General features: G+C 57.6%; 19 protein-coding genes. 3 read left to right on the top strand and 16 right to left on the bottom strand.

From position 1 onward, the window contains the following. Nucleotides 1-7 precede the first annotated feature (7 nt). From INR99_RS08655 to INR99_RS08635, 5 genes are all read right to left on the bottom strand, one after another. Nucleotides 8-586, bottom strand: a complete 579-nt coding sequence (locus INR99_RS08655; protein ID WP_194115942.1) for a methyl-accepting chemotaxis protein — start codon at nucleotides 584-586, stop codon at nucleotides 8-10. A 61-nt stretch (nucleotides 587-647) separates the two neighbouring features. Further along, the gene (locus INR99_RS08650) at nucleotides 648-1,406 is read right to left on the bottom strand and encodes an MgtC/SapB family protein (RefSeq protein WP_194115941.1); all 759 of its coding nucleotides are present in this window, start codon (nucleotides 1,404-1,406) and stop codon (nucleotides 648-650) included. 60 nt (nucleotides 1,407-1,466) lie between these two features. Beyond that, complete coding sequence (locus INR99_RS08645; RefSeq protein ID WP_194115940.1) at nucleotides 1,467-5,336, bottom strand: translocation/assembly module TamB domain-containing protein; 3,870 nt, start codon at nucleotides 5,334-5,336, stop codon at nucleotides 1,467-1,469. Then, a complete protein-coding gene (locus tag INR99_RS08640; protein ID WP_194115939.1) occupies nucleotides 5,300-7,054 on the bottom strand; it encodes an autotransporter assembly complex protein TamA in 1,755 nt (584 codons plus the stop codon). Before INR99_RS08640 ends, INR99_RS08645 begins: the two co-directional genes overlap by 37 nt. Nucleotides 7,055-7,112: 58 nt before the next feature. Beyond that, the gene (locus INR99_RS08635; RefSeq protein ID WP_444542134.1) at nucleotides 7,113-8,060 is read right to left on the bottom strand and encodes a histone deacetylase family protein; all 948 of its coding nucleotides are present in this window, start codon (nucleotides 8,058-8,060) and stop codon (nucleotides 7,113-7,115) included. A 136-nt stretch (nucleotides 8,061-8,196) separates the two neighbouring features. On the opposite strand from INR99_RS08635, the gene INR99_RS08630 reads away from it, so the two are divergent. From INR99_RS08630 to INR99_RS08620, 3 genes are read left to right on the top strand one after another with little or no spacing between them, the layout of a single operon-like run. Further along, nucleotides 8,197-9,117, top strand: coding sequence for an AAA family ATPase (locus INR99_RS08630; protein ID WP_194115938.1), 921 nt, complete (start codon nucleotides 8,197-8,199; stop codon nucleotides 9,115-9,117). A gap of 7 nt (nucleotides 9,118-9,124) precedes the next feature. Beyond that, on the top strand, nucleotides 9,125-10,093 hold the full coding sequence (locus INR99_RS08625; protein ID WP_194115937.1) for a DUF58 domain-containing protein: 969 nt from the start codon (nucleotides 9,125-9,127) through the stop codon (nucleotides 10,091-10,093). Then, nucleotides 10,090-12,069 carry a transglutaminase TgpA family protein gene (locus tag INR99_RS08620; protein ID WP_194115936.1) on the top strand — a complete coding sequence of 660 codons (1,980 nt, stop codon included), beginning with the start codon at nucleotides 10,090-10,092 and terminating at the stop codon, nucleotides 12,067-12,069. The genes INR99_RS08625 and INR99_RS08620 overlap by 4 nt, the downstream gene beginning before the upstream one ends. Here INR99_RS08620 and INR99_RS08615 read toward each other — a convergent pair. The 11 genes from INR99_RS08615 to INR99_RS08565 form a co-directional block, all read right to left on the bottom strand. Continuing rightward, nucleotides 12,050-12,829: a TrmH family RNA methyltransferase gene (locus INR99_RS08615; RefSeq protein ID WP_308431467.1), complete on the bottom strand. Its 780-nt coding sequence runs from the start codon at nucleotides 12,827-12,829 to the stop codon at nucleotides 12,050-12,052. The two genes, INR99_RS08620 and INR99_RS08615, sit on opposite strands and share 20 nt — an antisense overlap. Next, nucleotides 12,826-14,181: a hypothetical protein gene (locus INR99_RS08610; protein WP_194115935.1), complete on the bottom strand. Its 1,356-nt coding sequence runs from the start codon at nucleotides 14,179-14,181 to the stop codon at nucleotides 12,826-12,828. Before INR99_RS08610 ends, INR99_RS08615 begins: the two co-directional genes overlap by 4 nt. Then, nucleotides 14,178-14,909: a class I SAM-dependent methyltransferase gene (locus INR99_RS08605; protein WP_194115934.1), complete on the bottom strand. Its 732-nt coding sequence runs from the start codon at nucleotides 14,907-14,909 to the stop codon at nucleotides 14,178-14,180. The genes INR99_RS08610 and INR99_RS08605 overlap by 4 nt, the downstream gene beginning before the upstream one ends. A gap of 7 nt (nucleotides 14,910-14,916) precedes the next feature. Then, nucleotides 14,917-15,813, bottom strand: coding sequence for a flagellar motor protein MotB (gene motB, locus INR99_RS08600; RefSeq protein WP_194115933.1), 897 nt, complete (start codon nucleotides 15,811-15,813; stop codon nucleotides 14,917-14,919). A 28-nt stretch (nucleotides 15,814-15,841) separates the two neighbouring features. Next, the gene (gene motA, locus INR99_RS08595) at nucleotides 15,842-16,702 is read right to left on the bottom strand and encodes a flagellar motor stator protein MotA (protein ID WP_194115932.1); all 861 of its coding nucleotides are present in this window, start codon (nucleotides 16,700-16,702) and stop codon (nucleotides 15,842-15,844) included. A 101-nt stretch (nucleotides 16,703-16,803) separates the two neighbouring features. Next, nucleotides 16,804-17,394: a ribonuclease HII gene (gene rnhB, locus INR99_RS08590; RefSeq protein ID WP_194115931.1), complete on the bottom strand. Its 591-nt coding sequence runs from the start codon at nucleotides 17,392-17,394 to the stop codon at nucleotides 16,804-16,806. Beyond that, nucleotides 17,391-18,566 carry a lipid-A-disaccharide synthase gene (gene lpxB / locus INR99_RS08585; RefSeq protein ID WP_194115930.1) on the bottom strand — a complete coding sequence of 392 codons (1,176 nt, stop codon included), beginning with the start codon at nucleotides 18,564-18,566 and terminating at the stop codon, nucleotides 17,391-17,393. The genes rnhB and lpxB overlap by 4 nt, the downstream gene beginning before the upstream one ends. A gap of 2 nt (nucleotides 18,567-18,568) precedes the next feature. Further along, nucleotides 18,569-19,345, bottom strand: coding sequence for an acyl-ACP--UDP-N-acetylglucosamine O-acyltransferase (gene lpxA / locus INR99_RS08580; RefSeq protein WP_194115929.1), 777 nt, complete (start codon nucleotides 19,343-19,345; stop codon nucleotides 18,569-18,571). 39 nt (nucleotides 19,346-19,384) lie between these two features. Next, the gene (fabZ, locus tag INR99_RS08575; protein ID WP_228098175.1) at nucleotides 19,385-19,837 is read right to left on the bottom strand and encodes a 3-hydroxyacyl-ACP dehydratase FabZ; all 453 of its coding nucleotides are present in this window, start codon (nucleotides 19,835-19,837) and stop codon (nucleotides 19,385-19,387) included. Further along, nucleotides 19,834-20,871: a UDP-3-O-(3-hydroxymyristoyl)glucosamine N-acyltransferase gene (lpxD, locus tag INR99_RS08570; protein ID WP_228098174.1), complete on the bottom strand. Its 1,038-nt coding sequence runs from the start codon at nucleotides 20,869-20,871 to the stop codon at nucleotides 19,834-19,836. Before lpxD ends, fabZ begins: the two co-directional genes overlap by 4 nt. A gap of 17 nt (nucleotides 20,872-20,888) precedes the next feature. Further along, nucleotides 20,889-21,374 (bottom strand): OmpH/Skp family outer membrane protein, encoded by a 486-nt coding sequence (locus INR99_RS08565; protein WP_194115927.1) that lies wholly within the window; start codon nucleotides 21,372-21,374, stop codon nucleotides 20,889-20,891. Nucleotides 21,375-21,383: the final 9 nt, after the last annotated feature.

Here is a 21,383-nt window from a genome sequence, read left to right as displayed (position 1 = left end):
GCGGGATTTACCTTGCTTGGTTGCGCCGCAGCTGAACCAGCTCCGGCAGAATGGCTTGAATATAGTCGTCAAATTCCTGGGCGATTTCCCGCAGGGCGCTGCTGTAGCTGGCGCCATAGGCCGCTTCGATCTTCGCAGAGCGTGACAGTGCGATGCCGAACAGACACAACTGCTCGGCATCCTCGAGCAGATGGTGGAGTTGTGCTTCTTCATGGGCGGCTGCTTCATGACTGCGGGAGAGAAAGTCTGCCCCTTCCTGCAATACGGCATCGATACGCGCATCAGTCTGCTGCTGATGAGTACGCACGAACAGATCCATGCGATGCTGGCGGCGCAGCCCGACGGAGAGGTGCGCCACACTATGGAATGCATGCGCGGAAACCTGCCGCATGTTTTCCGAAAGCGCCACGGACAGGGAACACAGTTCCTGCGAAATCACTCCGAAGCCACGGGCTAGATCACCGGCGCGCCGGGAAAGCAGAATCGCATTGAGCGCCATCAGGTTGATGCGAAAGGCAATATTAACGACCAGCTTGATGCTTTCGTTCATCTGAACCATCTGGTTCAACGCCTGATTGGCGGCCATCCCGATCTCCTGCTTGCTGAATGCTTCCTACAGCATAGGTGCTCGCTGGGCATGCAACAAATCAGTTGCGGGCGTGACCAAGGCGGTATTCCTGCAGGCCTTCGAATTGCGGCAAAACCTGCGCCAGATGGCTCAGGCTGGAGCCGGCATGCTTGCTGACAGCGACACAGACGAAGTGCCACTCCTGCAGTGCCTGACCGGCATCGATGTGAATGCTGCCACTGGCCACATCGTAGCCGTGGGCGTGCGCAAATGCCCGCAGCTCTTCCTCGCTGACTCTTGCCTGGGCACTGAATCTCAGGGTTACCGCAATGGCGGGACGGGATGGCAGCCAGGCTTCCAGCCTGGCCCCCCACATCATGCAGCTGACGCACAACAATGTCAGTACGATTGCCGACAGATAAAAACCGATGCCAATCAGAATGCCGATTGCCGAGGCGGCCCAGATGGATGCCGCAGTCGTCAGGCCGCTGATATTGAATCCCTCGCGCATGATGACCCCGGCACAGAGAAACCCAAGGCCGCTGACAATCCCCTGGATAACCCGGGTCGGATCACCAAAGCTGCCTCCCAGTCCATGGCTGGAGGCGAGCTGGCCGCCAAACCAGAGTTGTGGGTAGCCAACAGCCACAACCAGCCCCGTCGATGCCATGCAGACTAGGGCATAGGTGCGCATGCCTGCCGCTCGCCCGCGATAGCTGCGCTCATAACCGAGCAACAGCCCCAGCAGCATGGAACCCAGCAGATGCAGGGCCATGATCAGGTTGGATGAAAGCTCGGCGGGCGACCAGTAAACGGTGAGTGCAGACAAATCAGGCATGATGACGGCTCCGGGGCACTGCAGCATGCTGTCAGTGTAGCCTCGGAAAAGCGTCACGGCTTAGTCGAAGGTGAAGCTGTAATACGCATCCACCGAGCTCTTGTCGGTGCCGATGCGGGTAATCAGGGACCAGCCACGGGTCAGATTGAGGGAAAACTTCACGGCATCCGACAAACCATCAAGGCTCTTTTCCAGCGACACGCGCAGGTTGCGGGTCATCTGCTTGCTGACCGAAACTATCTGGGTCGTCGTGCCATCGTCATTGCGTTCCGAGCGATAGCCAACTTCATCAATTCCCACCTGATCCAGAATGTCATCCGTCAGGCCTTTTCCCCCGCCGCTGCCGGCCATGCTGTTGAGCATCTGCAGCAGCAAGGCGCTGTCGGATTTTTCCATCCCGCTGGAGCCGTGCCCGAACATCAGCCAGGACAGTTTCTCCGAATCCGGTACGGTCGGTTCCGAATACAGGCTGATACGCGGGGTACGCGCAGTACCCACAACCTTTACGCCAGCCTCGACCTGCTGGTTGCGCCGCATCGCGAGAATATCCAGCGCAGGATTGTCTAGTGCCCCCTGGAAGGACAAGATGCCCCGGTCAATGTCCAGTTTCTGCCCATAGGCGCGGAAAATGCCGCCCTCCTTTACCGCCAGAGTGCCGGAACCCGTCATCGGTTTGCCCGGACTGGCGCGCAGACGGAGTTGCCCCTCGAGCATCGCATCCAGTCCGTAGCCACGAACCCGGAAATCATCCCCCAGATCGAGATCAAGCAGAAGCCCCAACTTCATGTCGGCCTTTTTCCTTGGCTCCTTGCGCCCGACGATGACGACATCATCGGACAAGCGCGGTACGTCATTGTCGACATACTGGATATCACCCTGATCGGCGCGGAAATTGCCCGCGATTTGAATGTTCCCGTCCGTGTAGCGAATCTGACCCTTGCCGCTGGCGATCAGCAGCAGGTCGGCCTTGCTTGCCAGGGTAAAGCGATCCAGTTGCAATTCAGCTGTTGCCGCAAGCTGATCGGATTGATCCATGGCAACCACGCCACTGGCATTCAATGTGCCCTTGCCCCCCCGGAAACTGAGCCGGTTAAGCGTCAGCCTGCGTCCGGAGAGGGAAACATCCAATTGGCCATCCCGCAATTGCAATCCAAGCGGGGGGTCGGCCACCAGCAGCTGCTTGCCGGTAATCTGGCCGGCATAGTCGGGTTTGTCCAACGTACCGCTGCGCCGGATATCAAACTGAAGCTCCCCACCCAGCCGCATGTCCGTACCGGTCAAGGCTGCAATGGCTCCCAGATTGGGCACCGTCCCTTGTAATCGCACAGCGTGAGGAGCCAGGGGATCAATCAGCTTCGCAGCATCAAAGCGGGCATCCCCCTGAATGGCTGCCTGCCCCAGGTTTGTAGCCAGCGTACCGTCCAGCTGCAACTGGCTGGCATTACTGGCCAAATTAAATCGCAGCTGGGTTAAGCCGAATGGCTGGGGTTTGGCCGTGCTGGCAGGGTTGCGCCACTGCAGATCACCCTGCACCCGGCTGGCGTGAATCTCGCCATTGAGCGTATGGTCATAATTGAGCTGCCAGTTTGCCGCAGCCACCAGATCGCCTGTTACCGGCAAATCCGGGAGCAGCTCCAGCCATTCGGCCGTCACCAGCCGCGGAATGCTGCCTGCACTCGACCAACCCCGTTCGGTCCAGCGCAGATGTTCCAGGCGCAATTCGCTGCCACCATAGCTCAGGCGGGCTCCGGTAACTTCACCCTGTCCAGCGCCAAGCAGAAGGTTTGCCGCTTGTGCCAGTTTAAAGCCCTGGCGCCATTGGCCTTCAAGCGAGTTCACCTGCCCTTGCCATTGCCAGTCAGATCCGAGGCCTCCGGTGAATTCCAGTCTGGCTGAGAGCGGGCTGCCAAGCTGTTCGGCATCTGCAGCCAGACGGCCATGATGTTGACGGCGTGTGCCGGTGATACTGGCTTCGGCTTGCCTGATGCGCTGCGACCCCGCTACCAGTTGCCGCAATTTCGCGGTCAGATTGAATGGCGAATCCGGATTGGCATGAAGACTGCCCTGAATGGCCAGTTCCTCAACCGTTGCGATCTGCGGAATGGCAAGCCGGCTCGCTGCCAGCTGGACACTGATCTCCGGTTCTACCAGCGCACCGCTCAAGCGTACCTGCCCGGATGCCGTCCCGGAAAAGCCGCGGCCGAATTGCTCCAGAGCGGGCAAATCCAGTTGCAGTTGTAACTGATCACCTGCCTGCCCGAGGCGTCCGCTGGCTGCAATGCGGTTGCTGCCAAGTGCCAGCCAGGCGGAAACCTGATTGATACGGTCGCGATCAAGCTGCAACCTGCCTTCACCTGTCAAGTTTTGGCCGGCAAAACGGCTATTTGCCAGCTGGTATTCCAGGTCGAGATTCAGCGCCGGTGCCCAGTGGCCTTTGGCAGTAAGGCTGCCATTAAGGTCCGCGGGTGGTGCAGACAGCCAGCGGGAAGGATCAAGCTGGCGAAAACGCGCTTCAATCCTGAAATCATGGCTTGTATCCAGCGCAATTTCGCCGGACGCATCGAGGCTGCTTGCCTGTTGCGTTAGCTGGAATTTGCGCACAGCAATCCGGCGCTGACGTTCCGGCTGTATCCAGCCGAGATCGGTTGCCAACTGCACTTTGCGTTGCTGGTCCTGGATCGCTATCCGTAGATCAGGAGCAAGCCACGCCCCCGCTGCCGTGATCGAACCATAGAGTGCGGCTGAAGGTTGCCGACTGAGCAACTGTGCCGGATTCAGCGCTTCTACCACCAGGTGCACATCCATGCGGCCCTTCTGTAATTCGGCCTGACCATGAATACGCCCTACCCCCTGGGTATTGGCCTGAAAATCTTTCAAATAGAGCTTTTCATGGCGATACTCTAGCAGGGTATTTAGTGCTTTGAGCGGAATACCCTTTTTGTCCAATGCGGCAGGCTGGTGATTGATGATCGACAGTTTGCCCGTGGCCTGTTGCTCGCCGAGCGGGGTGAGCTCCATATCGATGTCGAGCAAGGCAGCTGGCAGACTGGCATGCAGCGCTTGCGGATTGACGTTGCGGGTCTGCAACTTGCCCGAGCGGACAATCTGGTAGGCATGTGCGGCAAACACATCTAGGGACAGCTCGGTATTGATTGCGAGTTTTTCGCCGTTTACCGTAGCTGCGACAGCCAGTTGTCGCAATGGGCCATCGGCCTTGATCTTGGCACTGACCGGATGTTGCTCGATTTCACCTGCAAACTGGAAGCGGGAAACCAGCCTGAATGGTAGCCTTCCATCCAGCTGGGCTGAACCGCTCAGCTGGCCTTGTGGCACTTGCAGTTGCTGGATCGCCAGTTGATGCTGGCGGCCATTGCTGCCCAGCCTTCCGGCCAGCCTGCTGAAGAGAAGGTGCTCATCCTCCTGCCACTTGAGCAGGGAGAATTGACCAATCTGGATTCCGAGGGGCAGTGTTAGCGATTCGGGCGGGGGGGCAGGTTGGCTGACTTGCGCGACTGGATGGGATTTATGTATGAGAACTCCAGCCTCAAGCCGGTCAATGTCAAGTTGCCCGAGCAGCAGCGAATACGGTGACCACTGGACTTTGGCACTGTCCAGCAGAAACGTATCGCCGGGCGTACGTATCTCGATGCCGACAGCCTGCCATTGTGACCAAAGCGAGCCCTCCAGCTTGGCGAGCCGAACCACGCCACTGGCATTGATCTGCGTGATCAGCCACTCACGGCCAGTACCGGTATCAAGCCATGTCAATAGTCCGGCAAGCACAATGGCCGGCAGCAACAGGAGCGTCAGCATGCCCCAGACAATCCGCCTGAGCCAGTTGCGGCGGCTAGCGGGCTTGCTGGCCGGTGAAGCCGGCGATGTTTCCGGCGCCGTCACAACGCCAGCCCCAAGGCCAGGCTGAAACGCCATTGCTCGCGGTCCAGGCCATAGGCCAGATCCGCGCCCAGCGTGCCTACCGGGCTTACCCAGCGCGCCCCTAGCCCGAGGCCGAGCACTGGATCCAGTTCGCCCCAGCTGGCGGCCGCACCGCCATAATCGGCGAAGAGCGCTGCCCGCCAGTCCTTCAGCACCGGATGCTGATATTCCAGCGATGCCGTGCCGATCACTTTCCCCGGATAGACTGTCCCATCGCGATAAATTCCCAGCGACTCGTAATCGTAGCCGCGCACACTATTGCTGCCACCGGCACGGAACAACCAGTCACTGGGTATACCGCCAGTCTGGCCCGAGAATGTCTGTCCCAGCTCGATACGGGCTTGCAGCAGGCCGTCGAATGGCAAACGCTGATATTGCAGCGCTTTGCCATACAGGCGTAAAAAGCTGGCATCGGAAAGCAATTGTTCACTGCCTCCGCCGATTTCAAACTGAGCCAGATGTCCCTGCCGCGGATCACGGATATTGTCGAGCTCGCGGTGCTTGAGGACATAGTTGAACGTCAGCGCGGTCGGTTTGTCACTGAGCCCCCCGGCACTACGCTCTTCCGTTTGGTATTCCAGAATCATGCTGCGCTCAAGGCGGAACTCCTGTCTGACCCGGCTCAACCCGAGCGTATAGGCCGTGGTATCCAGCCCTTCGATGGACGAAGTCTTGCCATTCAGATAGGCCGTGAAATCATAGCCTGCTTCGGTGCGTGGAAATGCAACCCCGAGGTCAAGGCCCTGCTCTTTCTGCTCCAGATTCAGCTTGCTGGTGAACGCCAGGCCCTGACCGAACAGATTCAGGTAACGGTAATCCAGTGTCGTGCGAAATCCGGTATTGGTCGTATAACCCAGCCCAACCCCGACCCGGTGTAGCGGTGCCTCATCGACCCGCACATGCACCGGCGCAATATAAGGAGGCACATCAGGGTATTCGGCTTCGACAACCACGGCAGAAAATTGGGGGAGATTCTGGATGTCCGATTGCAGCGTCAGCAGCTGCCGGCGCCGATAAGGTTGCCCCGGTTCGATCCGGATCATGTTGGTGACCAGTTTTTCCGGATAGCGCCGCAATCCTTCGATCTGAACCGGGCCATAAACATACGCGGGACCACTATCAATATGCAGAACCAGATCTGCTGATTCAGTCTGCGGATCAATCCTTGCTTCGCTGCTGATAATGCGTGCTGTCGGATAATCACGCGAGCTCAAGCGTTCCAGCGCCATCGATTTACTGCGCTCCCAGCTGCTTTGCCGAAATACGGTGCCGGTGGGCAATTCCCATTGTGCATCGATACGCTCAGCCAGCTCATCGTTGCGGTTGGCATCGTCGGCAATCGGGCCTTCCAGGCGCAGATCAACCGAGCGGATGAGCACCGGATTGCCGGGGGTCACCACCACCCGGATCTGACGTGGCAATTGCTGCTCATCCTGCTGGACAGAAATCGTGGGAGAAAAATAACCCTCGGTGGCAAGCAGACCTGCAGCCTGCTCGGGTGTGGTTTCGATCAGGCGATCGAGCTGTTCAACGGTCAGACGATAATCGCCGCGCCACTTTACCAGTTCGAGGTGCTTTTCCAGCAGACTGGCCAAGTCCGCGGGAGCGACTATCTCGACCCGATACTCGATTGGCGTGACACGGCTGGCGGCCATGGCCGAAACCGGTACAAGGCTGATGGCCAGGCTGGCAATGAAACAAGGCGAGATCATTCGTAATGCAGCAAAAACGCGGTTGCAGCACTTTAACCCATGCGGGCAGCAAAGGCACTCATTCGCCCGTTAGAACCCGGACATGTTCGGCTACGCTGCGGCCAAGTGCGGACAAGTCATAGCCTCCTTCCAGCAGCGAAACAATCCGGTGGGAGGAGAATTCGGCAGCGATCTTCATGAGCTGCCGGGTGACCCAGGCGTAATCGGCTTCCACCAGACCGAGCGAGCCCATGTCATCCTCAAGATGCGCGTCAAAGCCCGCGGAAATGAGGATGAATTCCGGCGCGAACGCACGCAATGCCGGCAACCAGCGCTCGCTGACTACCTCGCGGAAATCCTGCCCGGTCGCCGCTCGCGCCATTGGAACATTCAGCATATTGCTACCCTTGGGCTGGTCACCGCTGTAGGGATAAAAAGGATGCTGGAAAATGCTCACCATCAGAATGCGCTCATCACCCGCGCAGATATCCTCGGTGCCGTTGCCGTGATGCACGTCGAAATCAATAATGGCAATGCGCTGAAGTCCATATTCCGCGATCAGGTGATAGGCGGCTACTGCGACATTGTTGAAAAAGCAGAATCCCATCGACTTGTCGCGCTCGGCATGATGGCCCGGTGGGCGGATCGCGCAAAATGCATTCTGCGCCTTGCCTTGCATGACCAGATCCGCCGCCCGAATACCGGCACCGGCGGCATGATAGGCCGCCCGCAGCGTGTAGGCATTGATGGCCGTATCAGGATCAAGCTGCACGGTACCCACTGCCGGGCTGCGCTGTGCCAGTTCGTCAAGATACGGCGCGAGATGCACGCGTTCGACCTGGGCGCGAGTTGCCGGTTCGGCATCCACATGCAGGAGGTAATCCCACAATCCGGCCGCAATCAGCCTGTCCTGAATGGCGGCCAGCCGTGCCGGGCATTCCGGATGCCCCTTGCCCATGTCATGCATGCCGCATGAAGAGTGCGAAACATATGCCGTTGCACCACTGGCAATTGTGCTGTTGGACACCCCGATCTCCTGTGCTGCTGCTTTTCTTGTTCTTCAAGTCTACGCCGCAGGAGAATGCCCCGCAAACGCACTAAAAGGTGACAAGCGACGCCTGACGTGCAAAGGTTAGAGCAATGACGAACTAGGCCGGATCATCATGTCGCCTTTGCAGCTTGCCTTCAGCCAGACTCTCAGCCGCCTTAACGGCATCATCCTCGGCAAGGATCACCTGCTGCGCCTCGCGCAGGCCTGCCTACTGGCCCGTGGGCACCTGCTCATCGAAGGCTTGCCCGGGGTGGGCAAAACCACGCTGGCGCACGCCCTGGCCCAATGCTGCGGCCTGCAATTTCGTCGGGTGCAATTCACCAGCGACATGTTGCCTGCCGACTTGATCGGCGTTTCGGTCTATGAGCGGAGCACGGAAAAATTCCGTTTTCATCCCGGTCCGGTTTTCTCGCAACTACTGCTCGCCGATGAGATCAATCGGGCTTCTCCCAAGACCCAGTCCGCGCTGCTGGAGGCCATGGAAGAGCACCAGATCAGTGTGGACGGAATGACACACGCGTTGCCTGAGCCCTTTTTCGTGATCGCGACCCAGAACCCCCTGCAGCAGATCGGAACCTATCCCTTGCCCGAATCACAACTGGACCGTTTTTTGCTGAGGGTCGAACTGGGTTATCCCGATCCTCAGGCAGAACGCGAGCTGCTACAGGGGATTGACCGGCGCAGTGCGCTGCTGCAACTGGAGCCTGTCGTCACACCGCAACAGCTCGCACTGGCCCAGCAGGAAATTCGGCATATTCACGCCAGTGAGGCATTGATCGATTACATCCAGGCGCTGGTGGCTGCAACGCGGTCCTTGCCCGAGGTGGTTGCAGGCCTGTCGCCGCGCGCGGCGCTCGGATTGCTGGCCGTTGCCAGAGCCTACGCCTGGCAGCAGGGGCGTAATCTGGTTCTTCCGGAAGATGTCCAGGAGGTCTTTCCTTGTGTAGCCAACCACCGACTTCTTATACGTAGTACAGGTATGGCTCAGCAAGGCCTTTCTGAAATGATTTTGCAGCAAATACCCGTGAACTGAACTACAGATGACCGGTTTTCGCACCCTCATCAGCGGTTTCGCCGGGAAGATGACAGTCCAGCCTGCGTCAAGGGTGGAAGTGATCGAATTGAACCGTCGACGCATCTACATCCTGCCAACCCGCTATGGACTCGGACTGGGACTGAGTATTGCCCTGTTGCTGATCGCGGCGATCAACTATCAGCTCAATCTGAGCTATCTGGCGGCTTTTCTGCTCGCGGGTCTGGCACACTCTGCCATGTTGCATGCTTTTCTCAACCTGCACCGGCTCTCCATCAGGGCTGCGCCGGCACAACCGGTGTTTGCCGGCGAGCCGCTGGCCTACCCCCTTGTATTCAGCAACACCAGCCAGCGCACGCGCGTACAATTGCTGATTGCCGGGCAAGGACAGGCGACACAACACACGATTGAGCATCTCGCGGCACAAAACCAGATCGAAGCCTTGCTCACCGTCGAAACCCAGCGCAGGGGTGAAATGACTATCCCGCGTTGCAAGATCAGCTCGATTGCACCGACAGGCTGGTTTATTGCCTGGACCTACTGTCAATTCCATAGCACGGCTCTGGTTTATCCAGCACCCGAACCGAGCCCCCCTCCCTTGCCACTAGCCGGCAATGGCGACCAGCGCGGATACAGCACGAGCATACAGGGTGGTGATGAACTGGCTGGACTGCGTCCCTATCAACGGGGGGATATGGCGCAACACATCGCCTGGAAGCAGAGCGCGCGTAACGGCCAGCTTAGCAGCAAGCTGCTGGAGGCCGATGCAGGAGGAGCCGTCTTGCTGGATTGGCATGACATTGACCAGCCAGATACCGAAGCACGCCTGTCGCGCCTGTGTGCCTGGATACTGCAGGCAGAAGCGGCTGGTGTACTTTACACACTCGCCCTGCCAGGCAAGCGCCTTGGCCCGGGATGTGGTGGAGTACATCGCACTGCCTGCCTGACCGCACTGGCCCTTTTCCCGCAATCATGAAAAACAGCCCAAGCCTCAGCGCTTCGCAGCAGTTTGAACTGGGGGTGATGACTCTCCTGGTGAGCATCCCTCACCTGCTGAATTTTGGAGGCTGGCTCAGCCTGTTACTGCCCGCCTGCCAGCTGATTTTCCTGTTTCGGGCCCACCGCAAGAAACCGCTACTGGCCCGCATCTGGGTATGGCTGCTGGCCCTGTTTTTTGCTGCATTGGTACTGAAGGAGTTCTCCACGCTACTGGGGCGGGACGGCGGACTGGCCATACTGCTAAGCCTATTGACGTTCAAACTTTTCGAATCACGCACCCGGCGCGATGGGCAACTCGTCATCCTGCTCGCTTATTTCAGCTGCGGCATCCAGTTCCTGCATGATCAGGAGCCGGCCATGTTGCTGATGGCGTTGCTGAGCCTGGCACTGGTTAGCTATACGAATCTGCGTTTGCAGACCCCCGCGGGGAATGCCGCAAGCCAGCGCCAATTCACAGTGCGGATGCTGATTGAAGGGCTGCCACTCGCCCTGTTTCTGTTTGTCGTATTTCCACGCTTGCCCGGTCCTCTATGGCAGATGCCGGCCGAGCGTGTTGCCAAGAGCGGTTTGTCGGACAACGAGCTCAATCCGGGAAATGTGAGCGCTCTGGCTCTGGATGACTCAGTCGCATTTCGTGCCGAATTTGCCGCCCAGGAGCCGCGTCGCGAGCAGCTCTACTGGCGAGGACCGGTTTTCAGCCAGTTCGACGGGCACCGCTGGTTGCCCGAGCCCCTCATATTCACTGCCGCTACGGCGCTCAACCAGAGCACTGAGCAGAAAGTGATGTACACCATCACGCTAGAACCGCATCAGCAGCGCTGGCTACCGGCTCTGGAAACGCTACTGGGTGCAACGTCAGATTCTCGCATGAGCGAGGCACGCCAGCTTGTGGCCGAAGCACCTGTCAGTTCCCGACGCACGTATACTTTGTTGTCTACCCTCGTGCCTCCTTCGTTCAGCCTGAACGACCCGACTCCCTATCTGGATTATCCGGCTGCCAGAAACCCGAAGGCTGTAGCCTTTGGCCGAAGCTTGCTTGAGCTCACTCCAGATCAGCGCATCCAGCAGACGCTCAGCTGGTTGCGCAAGGGGGGCTTCAGCTACACCCTTGCGCCTGGTGAACTGGTCAGTAGTGACCCGGTGGATGAATTTCTGTTCGAGAAGAAAGCCGGATTCTGCGAACATTATGCCGGCAGTTTTGCGTTGATCATGCGGGCTGCCGGTATTCCGGCCCGCGTCATTACCGGCTATCAGGGCGGACTGCGCAATGACAGTGGCAATTACTACATGATCCGTCAGGCCGATGCCCATGCCTGGACAGAAGTCTGGCTGGCCGATCGAGGCTGGCAACGGATTGATCCGACAGCAGCGGTTGCGCCCGCGCGTATTTCTTCCGGACTGGCCGAGAGCCTGCCTACGGGCACCGAGCTGCCTGCAATGCTGAACAACACCCCGAGCTGGATCAAATCGCTGCGCTTGCAGGGAGACGCCCTGCTATTTGCCTGGGATCGCTGGATAGTCCGGTATGACCAGAGCAAGCAGAACGATCTGCTGCAATGGCTGCAACTCGACCAGCTTGCCGGCTGGCAGCTTGGATTGTTGCTGTGCACGATTCTGGGAGGAATTCTGGGGGTGCTGTTCTGGATGACAATGCGGCAGCGGATGGGGCGCAAACTTCCCGCCGAGCAGGCGCTATACCTGCAAGGCTGCCGGCTGCTTGCTCGCCGCTATGGTATTGCCAGGGCTCCGCACGAGGGGCCGCAGGCCTACCGCGACAGGCTGCTCGCCACCTACCCTTCCCTGACAGACTGCGTGCAGCCATTTTTCCAACAGTACATCGCCCTGCATTATGGTCAGCCGCCGGCACCTGCCGCCGGGCTCGCAGTCATGCAGGAGGCGCTGCGGCGATTACGCAAAGGGCGGGAAACCGTCGCTAAGAGCGGGTCTGCCTGACTCGCTCGAAAAGGCAGATAGCCGTGGCGGCCGCCACATTCAGCGATTCTATCCCCGGAACCATGGGAATGCGGATGCGGCGGGTTGCCTGTGACGCAATTGCCGTACTGACGCCCGATCCCTCCGACCCCATTACCAGCAACAGGTCGCCGTGCAAATCAGTGTCATACAGATCGCTTGCGCCATCGAGCATGGTTGCCGCGATATTTCCGGCAAAACACTGGCATGCATCTTCCAGCGGGATCCGCTCAATGATCTGGACGCTGGCGTGTGCGCCCATTCCGGCACGCAACACCTTGGGGGACCATACGTCGGCACAGCCCGGAGAAAGCCAGACCTGCTCCACACCCGCTGCGACTGCCGTTCGTAAAATACTACCGACATTGCCCGGATCCTGTATACCGTCGAGAGCGAGACAGAATCCTGATTTGAGTGGAATACCCTGGTCAGGTATATCAATCAGCGCCAGAATCCCGGTTGGGCTGGGTAATTCGCTGACCGTGCGGAACAGATCGGCACTCAACAGGGTACGCGGGATGGCGGTTGCTGCATCCAGCAAGGCTGTGATTTCAGGATTGGCGAGAGCGTCTTCGGTGATGTAAATGCACTCGATGGGCAAGCCGGCAGCAAGCCAGCTCTGCAGCAGGTGTGCTCCGTCCAGCAGTGTCTGATGCGTCTTGAGTCGCTCGCGGCGATGAGTAGCAAGTTTGAGCAGGTGTTTGTAAACGGGGTTCTGCGCGGAATGGATCAGAGAGGTCACGATGGGCGTTGCGAATAGGTGGTAAGGGCGCGGCTGGTCAGCATGCAGATCTGTTTGAAGTGACTGTAATGGTGCTCGCTGAGCGGCGTAGTGCCGTGCAGATCGGCGTAGATCAGCCCCAGAGGTTTATCGCCGACAAAAATCGACATAAGCAGGCTGTCACAGTTGGAAGCGGACAGAAATTCTGCCGGTAAATGCGTGGCAAAGCGGCCACGGGTCTGGGCATTTAGCCAGATACTTTGCGGTTTCTGCAGCAACTGACTGAAAAGGCTGGGCTGCTCAAGATGAATGACCATGTTGCGCAAGGCATCCGCAGGCTCGATGCCATGCGCGTAGCGTGTCCGCAAGACCTGCTCGGCAGGCTGGACGAGCGCGAATGCAATCCGGCGCATGGCAAGCCCCTCGACCAGCGCCCGCATCGCCAGCGTCATGATCTGGTTTGTCGGAGCACCTTGCTTGCCAGCCAGATGCAAAGCCTGCATGCGCTCGCTCAGTACATTCTGCACGGGGGTTGCTGTATTGCGGGGGGGCGCTGGCGTGGGCCAATCACCAGGCTGCATCGGCAGCAGCGCAGCTGGATCGGTAACGCTCGCAGGTACGGATTTGGTTCTGGCAAGCTGCAGCAATTGCTGGGAAGCCCGCTGCCAGATCTGTTCGGGCAGGAGATTCGCGGCTGCGGCGATGATCTCAAGCTGCTGGCCAATACCGTCCTGCCACCAGCCTTTTTCCAGCAAGGTGCTCAGCTGGTGCGTAGCTGTCTGCATGGCGGCGCGGATACTGGGCAACGAGCCTTGCCCTTGCAGATCGCGCAAAACGGCAGGAATCTGCCAGTAATCCAGCAACTGGGCATACGATTCACCAGCCCATGCTGGCGGAGTCTCGGGGAGGGCTTGCCCGATAAGCTGCAGCAGATCGGGTATGACCGAAATCAGCGCCGCAGACGCAATTTCTTCCGGGTAAGCATCGTTGCGGGCTCGGCCAAAGTCGAGGATGAGTTGTTTGCGCAAACGGGCGCGGCCGATCAATTGCTGCACTTTCCCATAGAGTGGGGCATGTGCCGGCAGCATGTATTGCTCGATACTGGGTAACTTGAGGCAGCGCTCAAGAAATGGGCCTACGCCCATCATCATGACGATATGCTCGACAGCCACCAATTCCGAACTCAGCGCCGTCTTGCGACGCTGGCTGGCCATACGCAGCACCTGCGCACAAAGCATGGGGTCATCCAGAATCACTGCCTCAATATCTGTCAGCCTTGCCGACTCATGCCGCTTGTGCAGAACCTGAAGCGCATCCTTGCTGCTTTGCAAGACAGGTAGCGCATGTTGGCGCCAGTAATCCAACCAGTTCATGTTGCTGCCTTTCCAATCCGCCAGATCAACAGACGCCCGCTTTTCCAGTCACCATAGTCCACTTCTGCCTCTGGCGTCTGCCCCGGAATGCCGAAGGTATTGCTGATGAAGAGTGATCCTTGACGCATTTGCTGATTTACCTGCAGCCAGAGCTCCGGCATCGGCTCCGAAGACAGAAAAGCATAGACACAATCGTAGCCAGACAGCGAGAGTGACCGATAATCCGATTTCATCCAGCATATCGCGGCAGGCAAGGTAAGCCGGCCGTACAACCAGGGCAACAAAGCGATCTCTGTACCGGCAAGTTGCAGATCCGGACGCAAACGATGCAACTGCCGCAGCACTCGCCCGCTTCCGGCACCCAGATCGAGAAAATGAGCATCAGCTGGTAGTAGCCGAGCCAATTCGCGGATTGCTGCATTACCACTCAAATACAAAGGAACCCGCTGTTGCAGTGCGGGGCCAGAAAGTAGCCAGAGCACGCTGAATCCAAGCAGAAATATCCATGGCGGAAGTTCAAGGCGCAGCAGTAGAGCGATCGCTGGAATGAAAACAAGATGGATCAGCCGCCACCAGACAGCATCAGTGCACAACCACGAGGCACAAGCTGCAAGCAGGCCCCCCAAGAGCGCAGCGACAGCATCTCCCAGTCTAGGCGCCAGTAGTTGCCAGGCCAGCAAGGCAAGCCCGACCAGTGCGACAAAGCGCAGCAACTGCTGGTTACGCATGCGCATGCTAATTTGCGCTAGCCGGTTCGGAAGCTGCTGCGCTCTGATCAGTCGTTCGGCCAGCCTGTTCTTTGATATCGCGCTCTGCTTCGGTGTTCAGGACGACGATACTGATTCGCCGGTTTACCGGGTCATAGATATTCTCGGTATTCAGGGGTACCTTGTCGCCAAAACCATTGACACGCAGCACCTTGCTGTCCGCCATGCCACCCGCAATCAACTCGCGTCGAGAGGCATTGGCACGCTCGGAAGATAGCTCCCAGTTGGAGAAACCTGCAGAGCCCCCTGCAAATTGTGCCGCATCGGTATGGCCGGACAACGACAACGCATTTGGTACTTCCTGCAACAACGAGGCAATTTCATGCAGGATTTCTCGGGCATACGGCTCCAGCTCGGAGCTGCCAGATTTGAACATCGGGCGATTCTGCTCATCCACAATCTGGATGCGCAAACCTTCGGCCACCATGTCCAGCTTCAGCTGGCTCTTGAATTGCTTGAGCTTGGTGCTGGTCTGGCTCTTGTCATCCATCAGCGCCTCGAATTTTTTCTTCAGATCCGAGAGGCGCTTGCGATCCTTCGCGGCTGAATCTTCGGTGGGTGGATCGCCCTTTTTTACCTGGCCAGTCTGCTTGGTCAGATCCTGGCCGCCACCTTTGATGACTGACGTTGCGTCACCTGCACCTTCACCGCCACTACTGGCCACTTTCAGCGGGTTCTGGAAATAATCGGCAATCCCTTTCAGGTTCCCTTTGGATACCGACCCCAGCAGCCACATCAACAAGAAAAACGCCATCATCGCGGTCACAAAGTCCGCATAGGCGATTTTCCAAGCGCCGCCATGGTGGCCGTGACCACCCTTCTTGATTTTTTTAACGACTATGGGACGTTGCGAATCATCACTCATTAGCGGCTCGCTGGCTGGCTGAACTCAGTTATTTGCCTTTGGCATTTTTGACGAACTCTTCGAGTTCCTGGAAGCTGGGTCGTTCGGTTGAATCAAGCGCCTTGCGGCCAAACTCAACAGCGACCTGGGGAGCATATCCATTCAGGCTGGCCAGTAGCGTAACCTTGATGGTCTGGAAAACTTGTGTCGACTCCTTGGCCTTGTTTTCCAGCACGGTACCCAGTGGGCCGACAAAACCATAAGCCAGCCAGATCCCCATGAACGTGCCCACAAGCGCGGCGCCAATCAGCTTGCCAAGTTCGCTTGGCGGCAAATGCAGCGAGCCCATGGTGTGAACAACACCCATTACAGCCGCAACGATACCGAAGGCCGGCAGGCCATCTGCCAATTTGGTGATCGCAGTAGCGGGCACTTCGGCCTCGTGATGGTGCGTTTCGAGTTCGACATCCATCAGATTCTCGATTTCGAAGGCATTCAGATTGCCACCCACCATCAAACGCAGATAATCCGTGATGAATTCCACTACATGATGATCATGGGAGATTTTGGGGTATTTGCCGAATATCGGGCTCGAATGCGGGTCTTCGACGTCGCCCTCGATCGACATGAGGCCTTCCTTGCGTACTTTTGATAGTAACTCATACAAGCAGGCAAAGAGATCCATATAGAACGCCTTGCCATATGGACTGCCCTTGAAAATGCTGGGAAATGCTTTCAATGTTGCTTTCAGCGGTTTGCCACCGTAGCCGGCAATCATGCCCCCCAGCGCGCCGCCAAAAATAATTACGATTTCACTGGGTTGCCAGAGCACGCCAAGGTGACCGCCGTGCCAAGCGTAAGCACCCAGAATGCAGACACACATGAAAATGTAGCCAACGATGACAAACATGTGTCCAGGATTCCTTGTGAGATAAGTTATCAGGGCAAGCGAAACGCCCTAGGCCCTTTCGGATATTAGTGGCTAAGCGGCTAGGCGACAACCGCAGGCTGCTACCAGAGTGATCCCTGTGCACATAATTGCCGCACAGGGCCAAAGCTCTGCCGGTGCTCAGGCAAGGGGCCAAACCTTTCCAGTGCTTGAAGGTGCTCGCGGGTCGGGTAACCTTTGTGCCCGGAAAAGCCATACTCGGGATATTGCTGATGCAGTGAATGCATGGACGCATCGCGGGCAACCTTGGCCAGTACCGAAGCGGCCGAAATCGCCGGCTCCAGCGCGTCGCCCTGAACGAGTGCACGAGCAGGAATAGTCAGGCCTGTGGGGATTCGGTTGCCATCAATGATGATTTCATCAGCGGAAAGCTGCAATTGCGCAACAGCGCGGCGCATGGCAAGCATGGTGGCCTGGAGGATATTGAGGGTATCGATTTCTTGGGCTGATGCCTCTGCGATCGCCCAAGCCAGAGCTTGCTGCTTGATCAGCGGAAACAGTGCATCACGCTTTTTTTCGGTCAGCTTCTTGGAGTCATTCAGCCCGGGCAATTCATAGCGGGCCGGAAGAATCACAGCAGCGGCAAACACCGAGCCTACCAGCGGGCCTCGGCCAGCTTCATCGACACCGCAAATCAGCCGGAAACCGCTCATGCCGCCCCCTGCAGTACCTTGCGCACGGCATCAGCGGCACGATCCGCTGCCGAGCATTGCAGGCGCAGATGCTCGGCAGTAAAGCAGGCCTGCAAATCGGCAACGAGCGTTTTGTTCTGCAGGTAATTCAGCACGGCTTGGCTGAGATTTTCGGCCGTGGCATTTTCCTGCAGAAACTCGGGGACCAGAAACCGTCCAGAAATAATGTTGGGCAGGCTTACGTAGGGAAGCAGGAACTTCTTGCGCACCATGCGATAGGTTGTGGGAGCCACCCGATACGTCACAACGGTCGGCCGCTTGAGCAGCATTGCTTCCAGCACTGCGGTGCCCGAGGCCTGCAGTACCACATCCGCAGCAGTCATGGCTTCATGTGAGTGGCCAAACATCAGGCGCCAGTTCAGCTGCTGCGCACCTGCAGTCCAGATCGCCTGCTCGAAACGTGCGCGGGTTTCGCGGGAAATCAGCGGAACCAGAAAGATCAGCTCAGGCAACTGTTCTGCAAGCTTTTGGGCAGTAGCGACCATGAGATCGGCCAGCGCCTCCAGCTCGCGCATGCGACTGCCCGGCAGAATCGCCACGACTTTGCTCGCTGGCGACAGTTGCAGCTCTTCGCGCTGCGCCAGAACATCAGGTTGCAGCGGCAACTGATCGGCCAAAGGGTGGCCCACATAAGTCGCAGGAATACCGGCTGCGGCATAGATCGGGGGTTCGAATGGCAAGATCAGCAGCATGTGATTAACCGCTGCACGGATTTTCTTGATCCGCTCGGGCCGCCACGCCCATACCGAAGGACTGACATAATGGACTGTCTTGATGCCGCTTTGTTTCAGCGTGCGGGCCAGTCCCAGGTTGAAGTCAGGCGCATCAATACCAATGAAGAGATCCGGTTTCTCGCGACGGCAGAAAGCAATCAGTTGGCGGCGCAGGCGCAGTAACGCCGGCAGATGCTTTACCACCTCGACAATCCCTCCGACGGCCAGGGTTGCCATGGGGGCCAGGGTACGCGCACCTGCGGACTGCATTTTCGGGCCGGCGACACCAATAAACTGGGCATCCGGATAATGCTTGCGCAAGGATTCGATCAGCGCAGCACCAAGCAAATCACCAGAGGCTTCACCCGCAACAATTGCTATACGCGGCCCCCTACCGGCTTTGAAACCTGTATCAACCATGTCTAGCGAAGGATACCCCGACGGGAACGGTCAAAGAACTCCACGAAGGCTTGCAAGGCAGGTTCTTCGGCGGCGCTTTCGCGGATCTGGGCAACAGCCACCTCGTAGGACGACCCGGAGCGATACAGTAGCTTATACGCGCGCTTGACCGCGAGAATCTGTTCCGCGGTAAACCCCCGCCGCTTCAAGCCCTCGCTATTGATGCCACGGGCAACGGCACGATTGCCTTCGCAAATGGTGAATGGCGGCAGATCCTGAACAATGATCGAACCCCCACCGGCCATTGCATGAGCCCCGATCACACAGAACTGGTGAACGGCACTTAACCCGCCCAGAATGGCATGATCCTGCACTACGACATGGCCACCAAGAGTCGCGCTATTGGCAAAAATGGTGCTGTTGCCAATCCGGCAATCATGACCAATATGCGCGTAAGCCATCAGCCAGTTATCGTCACCAAGACTGGTGATCCCTTCATCCTGAACGGTACCAACGGCGATGGTGACACTCTGGAAAATGGTGTTGTTGTTGCCAATCACCAGGCGCGTGGGTTCGTTGCGATATTTCTTATCTTGCGGGGCGCAGCCGATCGATGCATGAGCGTGGATTACATTCCCCGTGCCAAGATCCGTATGCCCGTCGACAATAGCGTGCGCTCCGATCACCGAGCCCGCACCAATCGTGACATGCTCGCCGATGATGGCGTAGGGACCAACCCGTACGTCTCCGGCAAGTTCTGCGCCGGGGCTGATGATGGCGCTGGGATGAATATTGCTCATGCAGTCCAACCAGTAAAGAAACTAAAAAATACCGTCAGATCAGGCGAGATCAACATCACGCTGAGCACACATCAGATCAGCTTCTGCGGCAATTTCACCATCGACCAGCGCCCTGGCCGTGTATTTCCAGATCCCGCGCTTTGAAGCAACAATTTCCGCCTCCAGCACCAACTGGTCACCAGGGACTACCTGACGCTTGAATCGCGCATTATCAATGCCGGCGTAAAACAGGATTGTGTTCGGAGACGGAGCGGGTTGGATGCTTTTGAACGTCAGTACACCCGCAGCTTGAGCCAGTGCTTCGAGGATCAGTACACCCGGCATCACCGGATAACCCGGGAAATGCCCCTGGAAAAATGGCTCATTCATGGTGACATTCTTGATGGCACGTACCGATTTTCCCGGTTCCAGGTCAATCACGCGATCAACCAGCAGAAACGGATAGCGATGCGGCAAATGTGCCATGATGTTGCGAATATCCATGGGGGTCATTTCTTGTTACTCCCTGCTTCTCTCATAGTATTACTTGTTTTTTCCAAAGATCTGACACGCTTGGCCATCTCGTCCAGGTTCCGCCAATGTACGGTATTGCGGCGCCACGTGGATTGTTCGATGGCCGGCAGTCCACTGCCATAGACGCCTGAAGAGAGGATGTCTGTTAGTACCACAGTTCCGCCCAGCAGGGTAACGCGATCAGTAATCTGCAAATGCCCACTGATGCCACATCCACCACCGATCAGGCAACCCGCACCAATGTGGGTAGAACCGGCAATGCCGACACAACCGGCAATGGCCGTGTGCCTGCCGATCGACACGTTATGCGCAATCTGAACCAGATTGTCGATCCGCACATTATCAGCGATCACAGTGTCATCAAGCGCGCCACGGTCTATCGTGGTATTGGCACCAATTTCAACGTCATTGCCGATGATCACGCGGCCGATTTGCGGGATTTTTTCCCAGTGATCTCCGGCCCAGGCATTCCCAAAACCGTCCGACCCAATTACCGCTCCAGGATGCAGCACGCAGCGCTCGCCAATTCGGCTATCAGAGCAAACCGTTACCCGCTGATGGATCACGCAACCAGCCGATATGTGTGCATTGCGCCCAATGTATGAACCGGCCCCGATAGCACAGCCGGCATCAACAACCACACCCGGCTCGATTACCACATTGGCGGCAATCGAGACTGAAGGATGAAGCCTAGCTTCGGGTGAAACCGATGCTGCAGGGTGAATACCTGCTGCAGCTGGTGGTGCCGGATGCAAAATACCCAGTACACGCGCAAAATAGACCAGCGGATCATCTGCCACCACAATGGCGGTTTTGCCTTCGGCCAGGCTGATGTCGCGCTCGCGAACAATCAGCGCTCCCGCACCTGACTCAAGCGCTGCTTTTCGGTATTTCTGCCCGACTGCAAAGCTGATGCAGTCATGCTCTGCATTGGCTAATGACGCGCAGCGATGCACCGAAATATCGGAACCATTCAGAACCCCACCCAATCGTGAGACCAGATCGCTGGCCATAACAGATTGTGCCTGCATCATTTATCCGCGAGTTGCCGAATGATTTTATCGGTAATATCCAGCTTCGGATTGCGATACACAGCATCCTGCAAAATCACATCGTAGCGCTCGGCTTCGGCAATCTGGCGGATGACCGCATTGGCGCGCTCCTGCAGACCAGCAAGCTCCTCATTACGACGAGCATTCAGATCCTCATTATATTCGCGTTGCATGCGCTGAAAATCCTGATTGAGCTTGATCAGGTCACGTTCTTTATTGCGGCGTTCGGCTTCCGATATGCCCCCTTTATCGATGGCATTCTGCAGCGCCTTGCCTTGTGCAGAAACGCGTTGGAGCTCGTTGCGGCGTGCTTCAAATTCCTTTTCCAGCTTTTTTGCTGCACGGACTGCGGGGACTGCCTCACGAAGAACGCGTTCGGTATCTACAAAACCGATCTTTGTGTCCGCTGCGGCATATCCAGCCAGCCCAGTGAACAGAATTAGTGCGAAAACAGAACGAATCATCACAATACC

It is taken from the genome of Chitinilyticum piscinae, from assembly GCF_015223195.1.
In the GTDB taxonomy this organism is placed as follows: Bacteria; Pseudomonadota; Gammaproteobacteria; order Burkholderiales; family Chitinibacteraceae; genus Chitinilyticum; species Chitinilyticum piscinae.
The sequence above is the reverse complement of the archived record's forward strand: the minus strand, read 5'-3'. Positions and strand labels throughout refer to the sequence as shown.

Excerpts from the sequence above, each read along its gene's own strand:
- INR99_RS08620 (WP_194115936.1), top strand. The coding sequence starts at position 10,090 with ATGAAAAACAGCCCAAGCCTCAGCGCTTCGCAGCAGTTTGAACTGGGG.
- rnhB (WP_194115931.1), bottom strand. The coding sequence starts at position 17,394 with ATGAGCGGTTTCCGGCTGATTTGCGGTGTCGATGAAGCTGGCCGAGGC.
- INR99_RS08610 (WP_194115935.1), bottom strand. The coding sequence starts at position 14,181 with ATGAACTGGTTGGATTACTGGCGCCAACATGCGCTACCTGTCTTGCAA.
- INR99_RS08655 (WP_194115942.1), bottom strand. The coding sequence starts at position 586 with ATGGCCGCCAATCAGGCGTTGAACCAGATGGTTCAGATGAACGAAAGC.
- INR99_RS08645 (WP_194115940.1), bottom strand. The coding sequence starts at position 5,336 with ATGGCGTTTCAGCCTGGCCTTGGGGCTGGCGTTGTGACGGCGCCGGAA.
- INR99_RS08630 (WP_194115938.1), top strand. The coding sequence starts at position 8,197 with ATGTCGCCTTTGCAGCTTGCCTTCAGCCAGACTCTCAGCCGCCTTAAC.
- motA (WP_194115932.1), bottom strand. The coding sequence starts at position 16,702 with ATGTTTGTCATCGTTGGCTACATTTTCATGTGTGTCTGCATTCTGGGT.
- INR99_RS08565 (WP_194115927.1), bottom strand. The coding sequence starts at position 21,374 with ATGATTCGTTCTGTTTTCGCACTAATTCTGTTCACTGGGCTGGCTGGA.
- INR99_RS08640 (WP_194115939.1), bottom strand. The coding sequence starts at position 7,054 with ATGATCTCGCCTTGTTTCATTGCCAGCCTGGCCATCAGCCTTGTACCG.
- INR99_RS08625 (WP_194115937.1), top strand. The coding sequence starts at position 9,125 with ATGACCGGTTTTCGCACCCTCATCAGCGGTTTCGCCGGGAAGATGACA.
- fabZ (WP_228098175.1), bottom strand. The coding sequence starts at position 19,837 with ATGACCCCCATGGATATTCGCAACATCATGGCACATTTGCCGCATCGC.
- INR99_RS08605 (WP_194115934.1), bottom strand. The coding sequence starts at position 14,909 with ATGCGTAACCAGCAGTTGCTGCGCTTTGTCGCACTGGTCGGGCTTGCC.
- lpxB (WP_194115930.1), bottom strand. The coding sequence starts at position 18,566 with ATGGTTGATACAGGTTTCAAAGCCGGTAGGGGGCCGCGTATAGCAATT.
- motB (WP_194115933.1), bottom strand. The coding sequence starts at position 15,813 with ATGAGTGATGATTCGCAACGTCCCATAGTCGTTAAAAAAATCAAGAAG.
- INR99_RS08650 (WP_194115941.1), bottom strand. The coding sequence starts at position 1,406 with ATGCCTGATTTGTCTGCACTCACCGTTTACTGGTCGCCCGCCGAGCTT.
- lpxA (WP_194115929.1), bottom strand. The coding sequence starts at position 19,345 with ATGAGCAATATTCATCCCAGCGCCATCATCAGCCCCGGCGCAGAACTT.
- lpxD (WP_228098174.1), bottom strand. The coding sequence starts at position 20,871 with ATGGCCAGCGATCTGGTCTCACGATTGGGTGGGGTTCTGAATGGTTCC.